At 33.8% G+C, this 15,354-nt stretch carries 12 protein-coding genes; 11 read left to right on the forward strand and 1 reads right to left on the reverse strand.

Translation table 11 applies throughout. The features are described 5' to 3' along the window. Positions 1-1,007 precede the first annotated feature (1,007 nt). The 11 genes from N508_RS07690 (at position 1,008) to N508_RS07740 (ending at position 12,506) form a co-directional block, all read left to right on the forward strand. The gene (locus tag N508_RS07690) at positions 1,008-1,304 is read left to right on the forward strand and encodes a hypothetical protein (protein ID WP_023275842.1); all 297 of its coding nucleotides are present in this window, start codon (positions 1,008-1,010) and stop codon (positions 1,302-1,304) included. A gap of 1 nt (position 1,305) precedes the next feature. Continuing rightward, positions 1,306-2,079 carry a hypothetical protein gene (locus N508_RS07695; RefSeq protein WP_023275843.1) on the forward strand — a complete coding sequence of 258 codons (774 nt, stop codon included), beginning with the start codon at positions 1,306-1,308 and terminating at the stop codon, positions 2,077-2,079. Continuing rightward, positions 2,079-2,609, forward strand: coding sequence for a DUF6115 domain-containing protein (locus N508_RS07700; RefSeq protein ID WP_023275844.1), 531 nt, complete (start codon positions 2,079-2,081; stop codon positions 2,607-2,609). The genes N508_RS07695 and N508_RS07700 overlap by 1 nt, the downstream gene beginning before the upstream one ends. 2 nt (positions 2,610-2,611) lie before the next feature. Beyond that, on the forward strand, positions 2,612-3,640 hold the full coding sequence (locus N508_RS07705) for a hypothetical protein (RefSeq protein ID WP_023275845.1): 1,029 nt from the start codon (positions 2,612-2,614) through the stop codon (positions 3,638-3,640). Between the two features lie 75 nt (positions 3,641-3,715). Next, positions 3,716-5,134, forward strand: a complete 1,419-nt coding sequence (pyk, locus tag N508_RS07710) for a pyruvate kinase (protein WP_023275846.1) — start codon at positions 3,716-3,718, stop codon at positions 5,132-5,134. Between the two features lie 607 nt (positions 5,135-5,741). Beyond that, positions 5,742-6,908 carry a hydrogenase small subunit gene (locus N508_RS07715; RefSeq protein WP_040636865.1) on the forward strand — a complete coding sequence of 389 codons (1,167 nt, stop codon included), beginning with the start codon at positions 5,742-5,744 and terminating at the stop codon, positions 6,906-6,908. Next, positions 6,895-7,959 (forward strand): hydrogenase 2 operon protein HybA, encoded by a 1,065-nt coding sequence (gene hybA / locus N508_RS07720; RefSeq protein ID WP_023275848.1) that lies wholly within the window; start codon positions 6,895-6,897, stop codon positions 7,957-7,959. The genes N508_RS07715 and hybA overlap by 14 nt, the downstream gene beginning before the upstream one ends. Positions 7,960-7,961: 2 nt before the next feature. Then, positions 7,962-9,158 (forward strand): Ni/Fe-hydrogenase cytochrome b subunit, encoded by a 1,197-nt coding sequence (gene hybB, locus N508_RS07725; RefSeq protein WP_023275849.1) that lies wholly within the window; start codon positions 7,962-7,964, stop codon positions 9,156-9,158. Positions 9,159-9,242: 84 nt separating this feature from the next. Beyond that, positions 9,243-10,952, forward strand: coding sequence for a nickel-dependent hydrogenase large subunit (locus N508_RS07730; protein WP_023275850.1), 1,710 nt, complete (start codon positions 9,243-9,245; stop codon positions 10,950-10,952). Between the two features lie 169 nt (positions 10,953-11,121). After that, entirely contained in the window at positions 11,122-11,679 is a 558-nt protein-coding gene (locus tag N508_RS07735; protein WP_023275779.1) for a hypothetical protein, read from the forward strand. Continuing rightward, positions 11,610-12,506 carry an IS3 family transposase gene (locus N508_RS07740; RefSeq protein WP_143815552.1) on the forward strand — a complete coding sequence of 299 codons (897 nt, stop codon included), beginning with the start codon at positions 11,610-11,612 and terminating at the stop codon, positions 12,504-12,506. Before N508_RS07735 ends, N508_RS07740 begins: the two co-directional genes overlap by 70 nt. Before the next feature lie 813 nt (positions 12,507-13,319). On the opposite strand, the gene typA is transcribed toward N508_RS07740, so the two are convergent. After that, positions 13,320-15,173, reverse strand: coding sequence for a translational GTPase TypA (gene typA / locus N508_RS07745; protein ID WP_023275851.1), 1,854 nt, complete (start codon positions 15,171-15,173; stop codon positions 13,320-13,322). Positions 15,174-15,354 lie beyond the last annotated feature (181 nt).

Below are 15,354 nucleotides of genomic sequence, written 5' to 3' on the forward strand. Positions count from 1 at the left end.
CTGCGGACTTTTAATTCCATCGCTGCTCGCTTGGAAAGTCCTTGAGTTGTAAAAAACGGGGTCTTGCCCATGTTAGTGGCAGACCGTTTTCTATACTTGGAGCGGAGCGTAGTAAAAGATGCTCCCCCTGAATTTGAAAAAACATGCTTGGTCGCAGTAAATACTCCCGTCGCATAGAATAAGCGACGGGACTTCCTGCCCCTGCCTTAGTCTACTGAGCTTGAAACATAGCGAAGTAACTATAATAGTGATGTTTTATAATTCCTTCTCTCACTGATACTCACTCAGGAAGACATATTTTAGTATTTCAAAAATTTATGCAGTATAAAAATTACTTCATTAAAAAATATACAAAGTTAAGTAAAGCTCTAATACATTTCAACTTATGTCACACTGAGCCAAAGGCGAAGTATCTAAATTTATACTTTATTAAAAAATACTGTCCAGCTACGGACTTTTAATTCCATCGCTAATCGCTCGGAAAGTCCTTGCGTCATAAAAGACACTCCCCTTGTATTTTTTAAATCACGCTTGGTCGCAGTAAATGCTCCCGTCGCTTACTTTCAGACGGGACTTCCTGTCCCTTGCATTGTCATACTTAGAGTGATAAGGCGAAGTATCTTAATTTATCTTTTATTTTCAAATTCATCCCTGAATTTGAAAAACCACGCTTGGTCGCAGTAAATGCTCCCGTCGCTTACTTTCAGACGGGACTTCCTGTCCCTTGCATTATCATACTTAGAGTGATAAGGCGAAGTATCTAAAAGATAAGATATTTTAAATATATTATGCACTTTTGCAATATATATAATTTAGATTTTTCGTCTTTAAAATCAGGCTTAAAATGACTTATATACAAAATTTCTGGGTAAGTCCCCACATTATCACATTTTATATACTTGCTGTTTAAGAATATTTTTATTATATTATATTATGGTCTAATGCAATGTTAAGTTTTAAGCAGAAAAAACGATATTAAATAAAAGAACACTCAAAAGGAGGTTACTATGCCAACTCCCTATGATGTCTCAACAGTAGTATCCAGAAGTTATATTCCTGAGCAGATGCAGGATAGTATGCAGAAAGGTCAGGAGCAGAAAAATGCTGCGTTTTTAGCAGAATTTCAAAAGGAATATGAGAAAAAGCAGAAAGAAGTAGGTGGTAAAATAAAAACAGAAAGTGCGGGAGTGGCAGATAAATCTGTTAAAATGGAAGAAGAACGCAAAAAAAGAGAAAAACGCAGAAAACAAAAACAGCAGGAAGATAAAAAAGAAAAACACGGTGGCATAGATATTCAGGCATAAAATGCAGAAACGAGTAAAACTTTCAGTTATAAAAGAAAATCAAATTAATGCAGTATATGGGCTTATATTGGATTTAAACCCGCTTACTATTCAGAGCGAGCAAGCAGATGTATTTCAGGAAAAAAGTATTATTATTTTTCCAGAAAATGTGGATAATAATAGAGAAATATATATTCTTGAAGTTAAAAACATACTTGATAACACAGTTATATTTGAAAAAGTAAAAAGAATTGATGATGTATTTTTTAAAAACCATTATATAGAATTCAACCATACATTCAGTATAGCAGAAGTAATAAGCAGTAATGAATTGAAATACAAGTCTCTTGCTGCAAATATTAACAGGCAGGAGCTTAACTCTACCGCTTCCCGTTTAAAAGAAGTATTTTCAAGAGATGAAGTAGAAAACAGGGAAATTATTAATTTTTTAATAGACATAAACTCTAAACTTGATGAAATTTTATATCTTTTAAAACCAAAAGAAAAGATAGATGGTGCAGAAGACTATCTTTCATTAATTATATCAGAAGAAGGTATTTTATTTGCCTGCAAAAAAAATATAGCAGCTGATAAAATATTTTTATATACTACAATAAGAGACAGCAGCGGATTTTTTTCATTTGCTGCATTATGCAGTGTGGAAAAATTAATGTATTCAGGCGAATATATTATATATAAGGGTGTATTTTTTGATGTAAATTTTGACACTAAGGATAAAATAATGAAATATATATTCAAACTTGAAAGAGAAATGTTAAAAGAGGCTAATAAATAATGGGAAATACTTTAATAATACTTCTAAGTTATATTTTAAACTTTATATTAATAATATTAATAGTAAGTCTGCTTTTAAGAATAAGAAATGTGGAAAGAAAACTGATAAATTTTTCACCTACTGAAGCATACAGTATTATGGAAAATATGCATGAAATGGTGCTTGAAAGCCAAAGGCTTGCAGACAGTTTAGAAGCATCTATTAAAGCAAGGGAAGCAGTGCTTGAAGATTTATCAGATTTAGTTGATGAAAAAATATTAAGATATGAACATGTTACGGGAGAAAAATTTTCAAAAATAAAAAATGAGAAAAAAGAAGTAAAAAGTGAGCAGATACATTTAGAAACAGTCTTGAAAAAACAGGAAACATTAAAGGAGCAGTTAAATAAGCAGGACAGCAAAAAAGACTTGAAAACAAACATACTTTCTCTTAATGCAGAAGGTAAATCAAGCATAGATATTGCAAGAGAGCTTGGTATATCTATAACAGAAGTTCAGCTTGCACTAAGGCTTCCTATAAAGGATAAGTAAAAGTGGATATAAATATTTCTGCCTATAAAAACAGCATGCAGCATAACATCATAAATGCAGGGGATATTGTTTATGCATCAAGTGTCAAGGCAGGCAGAGATGGAAGCTATATATTAAATATAAACGGCAGAAATGTGGAAGCATTTTCAAAAGATTTGCTTTATGGCAGTAATTTAAAATTAATGATATTAAAAATAAATCCTTTGGAAGTTGAGCTTTTAAAACAGCAAAGCAGTAGTTTATTTCACATTGGAGATAAACTGCCTGTAAAAATATTATCTGCAAATAATGGCATTTTTAGTGTTGAAATAGGTGGCAGAATATATCAGGCAGAAATACCTGCAAATTCAGGCAGTGCAAAAATAATGGCAGAAGTTATCAAAACAGAGCCTGTCTTAACATTAAAGGAAATAAATATTTCGTCAAAGCAAACAGCTCTTGCTGTTATGGCAAAAGAAATAGCGTCTTATAATCAGAAAGAAACAGCAGCAGTATTAAAAGAGTTTGGTGCAATACATTTATCATCATTTATGGCAGATGATATAAAAAAAACACTAAAAAACAGTGGTCAGTTTTTTGAATACAAGCTGTCAAAAGGTTTATCTCTTGAAGGAGATATGAAACTTGCCGCCTATACTCAGCAAAACAGCAGTGCAGAAAGTGCCGTTACTAAACAGCAGATTGCAAATGTATTAATGGGAAGTGATTTCTTTTCTTTTTTTGAAAATGATGAGCTTGATTTTGATGATGGTATAATAAGGGTTGCTAAAAACAACAGTAATTATTATTCAGTATATATTTATATGAATTTTACTAAAATTGGGGAAACTATTATCAGTATAACAAGGCATTATGAAAATTCATATTTAATAACTGTCCGCTCAAAAGTAAATATTATGGCAGAACTTTCTAGATTAAGGATAAAAAACTGCAAAGTAGTATGGAAAGAAATGCAGGATAAAGATAAAGAGTTTTTTCAGATAAAAAAAGAAAACTTAAAAGAAATGAATGGATTTGAAAGAATAGGCTAGGTTATATAAAAATTCTTGAAATAAAAGGTAAAAAATAATATCCTTACATAGATTAATCAAATGGAGTATTCAATAATGAAAGCAATTACAAAAACAAAGCTGATATGCACTATTGGGCCAGCATCTAATGACCCGACTGTAATTAGAAAAATGATAGAAAATGGAATGAATGTGGTAAGGCTCAATTTTTCGCACGGCACACATGAAAGCCACAGAGCAACAATTAAACTTGTAAGGAGTATTTCTCAGGAAATGGGAGTGCATGTTGGCTTTTTGCAGGATTTATGCGGACCAAAAATACGCCTTGGTATACTTCCAGAAGAAGGTGTCAGGTTAATTGCTGGTGATTATATTGCACTTGCTTCTACAAATAAAAAATATGAAAATGCTCTGCCTGTAGAGTATGATAATTTACATAAGGAAGTAAATATTGGCGAAAGAATACTTTTAGCTGATGGTATGCTTGAGCTTTGTGTTACAAGTATAGAGGAAGAGAAAGTAATATGCAAAGTTATTACTGGCGGTGTGGTTTATACAAAAAAAGGAGTAAATATGCCGCAGACTGATTTACATGTGCCTGCATTTAGTGAAAAGGACAGAATAGATTTGCAGATGGCATTGGAAGAAAAACTTGATTTTGTAGCACTTTCTTTTGTCCGTTCTGCAAAAGATTTAGAAGAAATAAAAAGCATTATAGATAAAAGTGAGCATAAACCGCTTCTCATTGCAAAAATAGAAAAGCCGCAGGCAGTAGATAATTTGGAAGAAATACTTGATGTGGTAAATGGGGTAATGGTTGCCCGTGGTGATTTAGGGGTGGAGATGCCTTTGGAAGAAATACCACATGTTCAAAAACATATTATAAAACAGGCAAGAAAAGCAGGCAGAATAACAATTACAGCAACGCAGATGCTTGCAAGCATGGTAAAATCACAGCGTCCAACACGGGGTGAAACTACTGATGTGGCAAATGCAGTCATTGATGGCACAGATGCATTAATGCTTTCAGATGAAACAGCAAACGGCGACTATCCAGATACAGCAGTTGAAACTTTAGCTCGTATTGCAAGTGCTGCAGAAGGATACAGCAGATATACACCAGATTTTGATTATTCATTATTTAGAGACAACCATGCATTTACACTTGCAATAGGCAGAGCTGCATGCTGGCTTGCAAAAGATGTTGGTGCAAAATGTATAGTATGTTATTCTGCAACAGGTCTTGCTCCATACTGTATATCCAGATTTCGTCCAGAATGTGAGCTTTTAGTGCTTACTTTTGATGAAAAGGTATGTAATATGACAAGTCTTATATGGGGTGCTCAGGGTGTAATATCTGAATTAATGACAGATTTAGAATCTGTAATTGAGACAGCAAAAATCAAATCTATTGAAGCAGGTCTTGCAGAACATGGTGATACTATCATAGTTACAGCAGGCATGCCTTTTGGCAAAACAGGCACAACAAGTCTTTTGCATTTAATTCAATTATAATGTATAAAATACATAATACATAAAAGGTGGGAATTTTTTTCTGCCTTTTTAATTATATTTATATAATCAATAATAGTCTTTCAGTAATATTGCCTAAAAAAATAAGGTATAAAATAAAATATTAAGTCTGTTTAATAGTCTAGTAAATATTAGTATATTTATAATAAAAAAAGACAATTACTATCTATTTTAAATGAATTTATGTTATTTTGAAAAATAATATAAGTAAAAAAACATAAAAAAGAAAATGAAACAATATAAAAAGCAAAAAATATAACTAGAAAATAATTTTACAGCAATTATGTATAATTATATATATATTATTTATCAGTAGTTTACTTGATAAGATGAGTTTTCTTATAAATTTGTTTTTTTTAAGGTTAAATAATTATATCTATTGTTTTATTTATAAAAGTATGGTATAAGAATAGTATATCGGTATGTGCCTATACTGATATGTATTATAATTCATAGTAACCAAGTATTTATCTTTGTGTATTACAGCTGGTATTTTACATGGTTTACCCATGATAAGAATATATCATATTTCAAATTAAATAAGTGCAAACGCACCATGATAAGATGTGGAATGCACCAGGGGGTTTGTATGATCGAACGTAGTTTATTATCCGCCGGAATATCTAGGCGGGATTTCATGAAGACAGTTTCAACAGCAACTGCAATCATGGGATTACCACTTGCAATGGCTGAAGAAGTTATTGCACAAGCAGGCAGAGAAGATAAGCGTCCGCCTGTAATATGGCTTCATTTCCAAGAGTGCACTGGATGTTCTGAAGCATTATTAAGAGCTAACCATCCTAGCATTGCAGAAGTTGTTCTTGATATAATTAACCTTGAATATCAGGAAACATTAATGGCAGGTTCTGGTGATCAGGCTGAAGCATCACTGCATAATGCTATTGAAAAGCATGCAGGTAAATATATACTTGTAGTTGAAGGCTCTATACCAACAGATGATATGGCAGTGTGCTGTCAAATTGGCGGCAAAACAGCAGTAGATTCTTTTAAAGCAGCTGCTGCAAAAGCTGCTGTTGTTGTATCTCTTGGTGCATGTGCATGCTCTGGTGGTATTGTTGCTATTGAGCCAAATCCAACTAAGGCAAAAGGTGTAATAGATATTCTTGCTGGTGATATGCAATGGTCTGATGATGATTTAAAAAATAAATATATTTCACTCCCGGGCTGCCCACCTAACCCACATAATATATTAAGTGTTATTTTATATGTTGCTACATTTAACAAACTGCCAGAAAAAGGCTTAAAAATACCATCTATTGCAAACCTTTCTATGAAAGATGAAAGAGCACACCGTCCAACATTTGCTTACGGCAGATTAATTCATGAACACTGCGAACGCAGACCACACTTTGATGCTGGACGCTTTGTAAGAGAATTTGGTGATGAAGGTCACAAAAATGGATGGTGTTTATATCATATGGGATGTAAAGGTCCTGAAACTTATGCAAACTGTTCAATAATACATTTCAATGATGGTGCTGCATGGCCTATTGGTAACGGCTGCCCATGTATAGGATGCACAGAAGGAACAGTTTTATTTAAAGACAGCTTATTCTCATTAGCTAAAGTGGCTCAACCAAAACCACATTCAAATATAATTGAAACACAAGGTAGAGGTAAAGAATCCTCCGTTGCACAAGCAGCTGTAGTTGGCGGTCTTGTTGGTGCTGCAATAGGTGCAGGAGCAGTATTTGCAAGTAAACTTCCAAAGGAGCCAGAGGATGAAAACAAATAGACGCGATTTTTTAAAGGCAGCAGCAGGCTCTGCAGCAACAGCAGGTGTGCTAACTTTAGCTCCGTCTTATGCAGTAGCATCAGATGAGGGGGAACCTTTTGCTAAAGATACTATGGTTAAATTTTATGATTCAACTGTATGTATTGGCTGTCAGGCCTGCGTTGTTGCATGCTATGAAACAAACTTTGTAAACAGAGCTGATAATCTTAACAAACCAAAAGAGGAACGCAATTTTATTGAAAATAATGATGTTATTCCTGTTTTAGCAGAAGAAGACCAGTTTAATCCACAAGCTCCGTGGATACGCGTGAATGGTCTTGATTACAGACTTAGAACTATTATTAGAAAATATGTTGATGAAAATGAAAAATCTCATTTCATTAAACAGAACTGTATGCACTGTAAAAAACCGGGCTGTGTATCTGCATGTCCTGTAAGTGCATTACAAAAAGATAAAGATGATGGTGTTGTTACTTATGACCCTAACCGCTGTATAGGCTGCCGTTATTGTCAAATGGCATGTCCATTTAACATACCAGCATTTGAATGGCACAGAGCAAATCCAAAAATTACTAAATGTGATATGTGCCGCTCAACAATTAACCTTAAAACTAATGATTTTGATATTGATGCAGAGGGTAATGCTGTATATAAAGATAACCCTAAAAAAGGCACTGCATGTACAAAAGTATGTCCTACTGGTGCTGTATTATATGGCAGAAGGGAAGATATGCTTGCTCTTGCTCATGACCGTATTAATAAATCAAAAGAAAAAGGCGAAAACAAATATTATGAAGATACAGCTAGAGGCGAATCTGTTCTTGGCGAAAAAGTTTATGGTGGAACAGGCGAGCTTGTGATTTCTGCTGTTGATTTCAGAAAACTTGACTTCCCTGTTGATAAAATAGGTGATAGAGCAACTGCTTATAAATCAGAAGGCATTCAGCATACAATTTATAAATATGGTATTGCTCCAATAGCCCTTTTTGCAGCATTATCTATAGTTGTTCGTAAAAATGTTAAAAAACATCACGAACATGAGGAGGACTAATAATGAGTAAGCAAAGAGAATATGCAATCCATAAAGCCCCTATTCTTACTCCTGCATTTTTTATTGTATTAGCAGTGATATGTATAGGTATGGCTCTTGTTGTTTACAGATACTTTGTAGGTATTGGTCCTGTATCTAACCTTTCAAACGGCTACCCTTGGGGTATATGGCTTTCCTATGATGTGGCGACTGGCTCTGCAATTGCCTGTGGTGGTTATGTATTAGCAGTTACTGTATATATCATGAATAATTTTAAATATCATTCAATGGTTAGGTCGGCAGTTCTCGCAAGTATGTTTGGATACAGCTTAGCAGGTCTTTCAGTTATGGTGGATATTGGTCGTTACTGGAACTCTTACGGCTTTTTTGTACCTAGCAGAATGAACCCTAATTCAGCACTTTTTGAAGTTGCACTTTGTATCATGGCATACTGTGTGGTATTAATACTTGAATATCTCCCTGCAGTGTTTGAAAAATTTGCAGACAGCGATAAAGCAAAATCTCCAAAACTTGTGGAATTTGGCAAAATATGGGAAAAAAGATTTTCAACAGCACTTTTTGTTATTGTTGCAATAGGTGCTACTCTGCCAACAATGCACCAGTCATCATTAGGAACATTATATGTATTAATGGGCTATAAACTTGACCCAATGTGGCAGACTGGCTTTTTACCACTGTTATTTTTAAGCAATGCTTATTTAATGGGCTTTTCTATAACAGCTTTTGAAACTGTTCTTTCTACAAGATTATTAAAACGACCATTTGAAAAAGAAATAGTAGACTTATCAAAAGTTATCCCTTTTGTTGTGGGCTTTTGGCTTATAGTAAGGGTTATTTCTGTTACTTTAAACGGCGGCTGGTCAAATGCTTTTGCATTTTCTACTCAGTCAATATGGTTTTGGCTTGAACTTATATTAGTTATAGTGCCATCACTTATGATTTTAACATGCAAATACGCTAGAAGTGAAAGCGGTATATTCTTAGTTGGTATGCTTCTTTTAATCGGCGGAGGTATGTATAGGATTGGTGTATATAATGTAGGCTTTAATCCTGGAGCAGAATGGAATACATATTTCCCAAGTGTAGCAGAATTTTTAATTACTTTAAGCTTTATTGCCATAGAAATATTTGGATATATGGTGCTTGTTAAATTAACCCCTGTGCTTCCAAATCTGGAAAACCATGGGCATCATCACTAGGCTTTTTAGCCTGTGAAAAGCATATATATAGTATGCTTAAAAGGGCTTGTAAGCCTAAAAAGATTATAAGAAAAGGAGATTTATATGCCAGTTAATGGAAATAGAATTACAGTAGACCCGATTACAAGGATTGAAGGTCACTTGCGTATAGATGTAGAAGTAGAAGGCGGTAAAGTTTCTAACTCTTGGTCATCTGCTCAAGCATTTAGAGGTATTGAAACTATTATGAGAGGCAAAGACCCACGCAGTGCATGGGCTATGACTCAGCGTTTCTGCGGCGTATGCACAACAACTCATGCATTATGCTCTATTAGAACAGTTGAGGATGCTTTAAATGTGCCTGTTCCTGTTAATGCCCACATGCTTAGAAACTTAGTATCAACTATGCAGTCTTTACAAGACCATATAGTTCACTTCTACCACTTAACAGCATTAGACTGGGTAGATATTGTAAGTGCATTATCTGCAGACCCTGCAACAGCTGGTAAAATCGCAGAAAGCCTTGCTGCTTATTCCCCAATAGGCAAAGCATGGCCGACAAACTCTTTTAATGCTATGAAAAATGCTAAAGATCGTTTAGCAGCTTTTGTTGGAACTAAAAATTTAGGTATTTATGGCTCAGGTTACTGGGGTCATAAAGATATGAGACTTACTCCAGAAATAAACTTAATTGCTTTTGCTCACTATTTAGAAGCATTAGAATATCAACGCAAAATTGCTGAAGCTGTAGCTATTATAGGCAGTAAAAATCCACATATCCAAAACTTAACTGTTGGTGGTGTATCTACTGCAATTAATTTTGACAGTATGGCTGCTCTTAATATGGAAAGAGTTCAGTGGATTAAAAAACTTCTTGATGATACAGCTGATTTTGTAAGATGTGTATATATTCCAGATGTTATTGCAATCGCTGGTGCTTATAAAGACTGGTTTAACCTTGGTAAATGTTCGCCTAACTATATCGCAGTGCCAGACATACCAATGAACAGCGAATTAACTGAATTTGGTTTGAAAGGTGGCATAATTATTGGCGATAATTTTAGAGAAATTAAAACTTGGAAAGATGAAGCATTAAGAAAGGGTATTACAGAAAACACTACTCATGCATGGTATAAAAACCCACAAGATACACTGCACCCTTATGATGGAGAACAAATTCCATCATATACTGACTGGCAGGAAAATGGCAAATATTCTTGGGCAAAAGCACCACGCTTTGAAGATAATGTTACTCAAACTGGTCCAATATCTCAAGTATTAGCAGGCTATATGGCAGGCGACCCACTTGTTAAAAAATATGTTGATTTTGTTGCATCAAAAGCTGGTGTAACTATTCCACAGCTTAATTCTGTAATGGGCCGTAATGCAGCAAGAGCAATCAGGTCCTTATTAATGGTTGACCATGCATATCTCTGCTTAGAAAAATTACTTGATAACTGCAAAACAGACCAAAGCTATGTAAACTATTTAAAAGAAGTGCCAACTGATAAAGAATACATTGGTGTTGGTTTCAATGAAGCACCACGCGGTATGCTTTCTCACTGGATTAAAATTAAAAATGGTTTAATTGAAAATTATAGTGCAGTTGTTCCATCTACATGGACAGCAGGTCCAAGAGATGACAAAGGCAGAAAAGGTCCTTATGAAGAGTCATTAATGAACCTTCCTGTTGCAGAAATGGATAAACCACTTGAAATCATACGCTCAATTCACTCTTTTGACCCTTGCATAGCTTGTGCAGTTCACACTATTGACCCAGAGGGCAAAGAAATAGTGAATGTAAAAATAAGATAATTATTAAGTATTAAAAATATAAAAGGTACCTTTTTAAAGGTGCCTTTTTTGTAATTATGGATTTACAAAATTATATATACTGCAAAAGTGCATAATATATTTGATGTATATATTTTTAGATACTTTGAACTTACCCAAAAAAGTTGGACGAGCCATATAAGGAGTGTATATGGCAAGAAAATACAGCTATGAGTTTAAGAAGTTTATAGTAACAGTCTTAGAAAGCGGTATAATGAGTGCCAGTGAATTATCAAGATGCTGTAAAATTCATAAAGGAGTAATATGTAATATCTATAACAGATATAAGCATTCAGGCGAATCAAGTTTACATCATAGCTTTACCCGCAATGAATATAGTAGAGATTTTAAATTAAATGTGTTAACTTATAAGGCATCAAATAATTTAAGTTATGAGCAGACAGCACTATATTTTAATATACCATCAGCATCAGTAATATATGACTGGAATAAGTTTTGCAGTAAGTTTATTGGAGATAATATGTCAGATAAGAATATCCCGAACAGTAAAAAGAGTAAACACTCAAACTCTACTGATATTAAACTCACTAAATCAGATGATAGTGAAGAAGTAAGACAATTAAAAGAGAGAATATCAGAGCTTGAAAAAGAGCTTTATTACAAGTCAGCGGAGAATGCATATTTAAAAAAGCTGGAAGCCTTAATGCAGTCAAAGGAACAGAGAGTTCAACAGAAAAAGCACAAATAATAACTGCATTAAGGCTGTATTACAGTTTGGATATCCTGTTGTCTGTGAGTAATATGAAAAGAAGCACTTACTATTATAATGTTAAAAAGCCTGCTGCATTAGATAAATATGCAGAAGTCAAGACATCTATATTAGAAATATATGAAAAATCTAACAAGACTTATGGTTATCCAAGAATATCAAAGGTATTAGAGAAACTGGGTTATACTTATGACAGGAAGACAGTGTATAAATTGATGAAAGAACTAAAAATTTCATCACTAATCAGGGTTAAGAAAAGGTATAAACAAGGCAGAGTAAGTCATATATGCAGCAATAAATTAAACAGAGCCTTTACAAGTGAGAGACCATGTTTAAAATGGGTAACAGATGTGGCAGAGATAAAAATTAATAATGAAAAGGTGTATTTATCAGCAATAATGGATTTGTATAACAGAGAAATAACAGCATACAGTGTAAGCAAATATAATAATGAAGAAATGGTAATAGATAATTTAAAACAGGCAATAGATAAAACAAAAGATACAACAGGGTTAATGATACATTCAGACCAGGGTATATTATATCAGGCTAATCAATTTAGAAAGTTATTAAAGGAAAATAATATAGAGCAGAGTATGTCAAGGCGTGGCAACTGCTATGATAATGCTGTTATGGAAAGTTTCTTTGCTACTTTAAAATGTGAATTGGTTTATATTAACAAATTCAAAAATATAGAACAGTTTAAATATGAACTTGAAAAATATATTGATTTCTATAATAATTACAGAATAAAAGCTAATGGACTTACACCTTTACAGGAAAAAGAAATTTATTTAGTGGCTTAGTTCAAAATTTTTGGGTAAGTTCACTTCGCCTTATCACTCTCAGTATGACAATGCAAGGGACAGGAAGTCCCGTCGCATAGCGTAAGCGATGGGAGCATTTACTGCGACCGAGCGTGGTTTTTCAAATTCAGGGATGAATTTGAAAATAAAAGATAAATTAAGATACTTCGCTTTATCACTCTCAGTATGATAATGCAAGGGACAGGAAGTCCTGTCGCATAGCGTAAGCGATGGGAGCATTTACTGCGACCGAGCGTGGTTTTTCAAATTCAGGGATGAATTTGAAAATAAAAGATAAATTTAGATACTTCGCTTTATCACTCTCAGTATGATAATGCAAGGGACAGGAAGTCCCGTCGCATAGCGTAAGTGATGGGAGCATTTACTGCGACCAAGTGTGATTTAAAAAATACAAGGGGAGTGTCTTTTACGACGCAAGGACTTTCCGAGCGAGTAGCGATGGAATTAAAAGTCCGTAGCTGGACAGTATTTTTTAATAAAAGATAAATTTAGATACTTCGCTTAAAAATCAAGCTCATTAAGACATAAGTTGAAGTGTATGAGAGCTTTACTTAACTTTATATATTTTTAATGAAGTAACATTTTTACACTGCACAAATTTTTGAAATACTAAAATATGTCTTCCTGAGTGAGTATCAGCGAGCGAAGGAACTATGTTTCAAGCTTAGTAATACACTGCTTTAATCAGAAATAATCAATAAATATTTGTTATAATTATTTCATCATACAGTAAAAAGCCCCGTATAATAAAATTACACGGGCTTTTTTATAAAAAGAGATTATTCAAATTAATTAATCATCTAAATCTTCAATACCCTGTAATTTTTTCCCCCGCAGAGTATGCCTTTCTTGCGCTGAAAGGATAATTTTTCTAATTCGTATGGACTGTGGTGTTACTTCCACCATTTCATCATCTGCAATAAAATGTATAGCTTTTTCAAGTGTCATAGGAAGTATTGGTCGCAGTGTAAGTGCTTCATCTTTACCAGATGCACGCATATTTGTAAGTTTTTTCTCTTTACAAGGGTTTACATTTAAATCATTATCTTTATTATATTCTCCAATAACCATACCTTCATATACAGCATCACCCGGCACAACAAAAAGCTGTCCCCTAGGCTCTAAATGAAAGAGTCCATAACCTACTGCAACCCCTGCTCTGTCTGAAACAAGTGAGCCAGTATGGCGGACTGGAAAATCACCTCTGTATTCTTCATATCCTGCAAAAAGTGTATTAATAATGCCAGTTCCTTTTGTATCTGTAAGGAAATCATCACGGTAACCAATAAGACCACGGGAAGGAATAGAAAACTCTGCTCTAACTCTGCCAGTGCCTTTATTTACAAGATTAGTCATTCTGCCTTTTCTCATAGAAAGTTTTTCAGTAATAACACCAAGATATGGCTCTTCACAGTCAATATATACATTTTCAACAGGCTCTAAACGAATACCGTCTTGTTTTTTAAATATAACCTGTGGTCTTCCCACATTAAGCTCAAAGCCTTCTCTTCTCATTTCTTCTATTAAAATAGCAAGCTGAAGTTCGCCTCTGCCTTTAACAATAAAGCTGTCTTTTTCTGCTGCATCTTCTACTTTAATAGATACATTTCTAAGCACTTCTTTTGCCAGCCTTTCTTTAATTTTAGCAGCCTGAACAATTTTGCCTTCTTTACCAGCAAGTGGAGATTTATTAATAGTAAATTTCATAGCAACTGTAGGTTCATCAACTGATATTCTAGGAAGCGGTTCAGTGTTATCTTTAGAGCAAATTGTATCACCAATAGTAACTTCAGCCATACCCGCGACGACTAAAATATCCCCCGGCTGTGGGTTAGTGTTATCAACTAATTCCATACCAGAATATGACTGAATTTTAGAAACTCTTGCAGGTTTTGATTCGCCTTTTTCATTAAAAATAATAAGTCCGTCATTAATATTTGTAATATTACTTCTTATTTTACCAATAGCAAGTCTGCCAAGATAATCAGAATATCCTAAATCTGAAACAAGCATTTTAAAAGTTGATTCTTCATCATAGGCAGGAGCAGGTATTTTCTTTAAAATCATATCAAAAAGTGGTTTTAAATCTTTTCCCTGTTCTTCAAGAGTAAGGGATGCAACACCATCTCTGCCTACTGCATAAAGGATAGGAAAATCAAGCTGTTCTTCTGTTGCATCTAAATCAATAAATAAGTCTAAAACTTCATCTATAACTTCATGAGGTCTTGCATCTTTTCTATCTATTTTGTTAATACATACTATAACTACTAAACCTCTTTCAAGTGCTTTTTTAAGAACAAAACGGGTTTGCGGAAGTGGTCCTTCAGAAGCATCTACTAAAAGTATGGCACCATCAACCATAGATAATGCTCGCTCCACCTCGCCGCCAAAATCGGCATGTCCTGGAGTATCTAAAATATTGATTTTAGTGCCATGCCAGCTAACAGAACAGTTTTTAGCAGTGATAGTGATGCCTCTTTCTTTTTCAATATCCATACTATCCATTGCTCTTTCTTCAGTAACTTGATTATCTCTGTATACGCCGCTTTGTTTAAACATAGCATCAACAAGAGTTGTTTTACCATGGTCAACATGGGCAATAATTGCAATATTTCTTAATGAATTATTTTGTGATAAATTTTTCATACAACCTCAAATTTTTTAAAGTAGGAATTTACTCTTTTGCCTTTTTTTTAGTAAATAGTCAAGTTATTTTATTTAAAAACAGATAATTTGGCTTATAATATACTGATAAATAATAAATTAATACTGCAATATATTGATTATATATTTTATTTATATCAAATAAATAATAAAAATTTGAATA

Source organism: Mucispirillum schaedleri ASF457 (assembly GCF_000487995.2).
Taxonomy (GTDB): Bacteria; Chrysiogenota; Deferribacteres; order Deferribacterales; family Mucispirillaceae; genus Mucispirillum; species Mucispirillum schaedleri.

Coding starts and splice junctions, on each gene's coding strand:
- hybB (WP_023275849.1), top strand. CDS start 7,962: ATGAGTAAGCAAAGAGAATATGCAATCCATAAAGCCCCTATTCTTACT.
- N508_RS07695 (WP_023275843.1), top strand. CDS start 1,306: ATGCAGAAACGAGTAAAACTTTCAGTTATAAAAGAAAATCAAATTAAT.
- N508_RS07700 (WP_023275844.1), top strand. CDS start 2,079: ATGGGAAATACTTTAATAATACTTCTAAGTTATATTTTAAACTTTATA.
- N508_RS07715 (WP_040636865.1), top strand. CDS start 5,742: ATGATCGAACGTAGTTTATTATCCGCCGGAATATCTAGGCGGGATTTC.
- pyk (WP_023275846.1), top strand. CDS start 3,716: ATGAAAGCAATTACAAAAACAAAGCTGATATGCACTATTGGGCCAGCA.
- N508_RS07735 (WP_023275779.1), top strand. CDS start 11,122: ATGGCAAGAAAATACAGCTATGAGTTTAAGAAGTTTATAGTAACAGTC.
- typA (WP_023275851.1), bottom strand. CDS start 15,173: ATGAAAAATTTATCACAAAATAATTCATTAAGAAATATTGCAATTATT.
- N508_RS07690 (WP_023275842.1), top strand. CDS start 1,008: ATGCCAACTCCCTATGATGTCTCAACAGTAGTATCCAGAAGTTATATT.
- hybA (WP_023275848.1), top strand. CDS start 6,895: ATGAAAACAAATAGACGCGATTTTTTAAAGGCAGCAGCAGGCTCTGCA.
- N508_RS07730 (WP_023275850.1), top strand. CDS start 9,243: ATGCCAGTTAATGGAAATAGAATTACAGTAGACCCGATTACAAGGATT.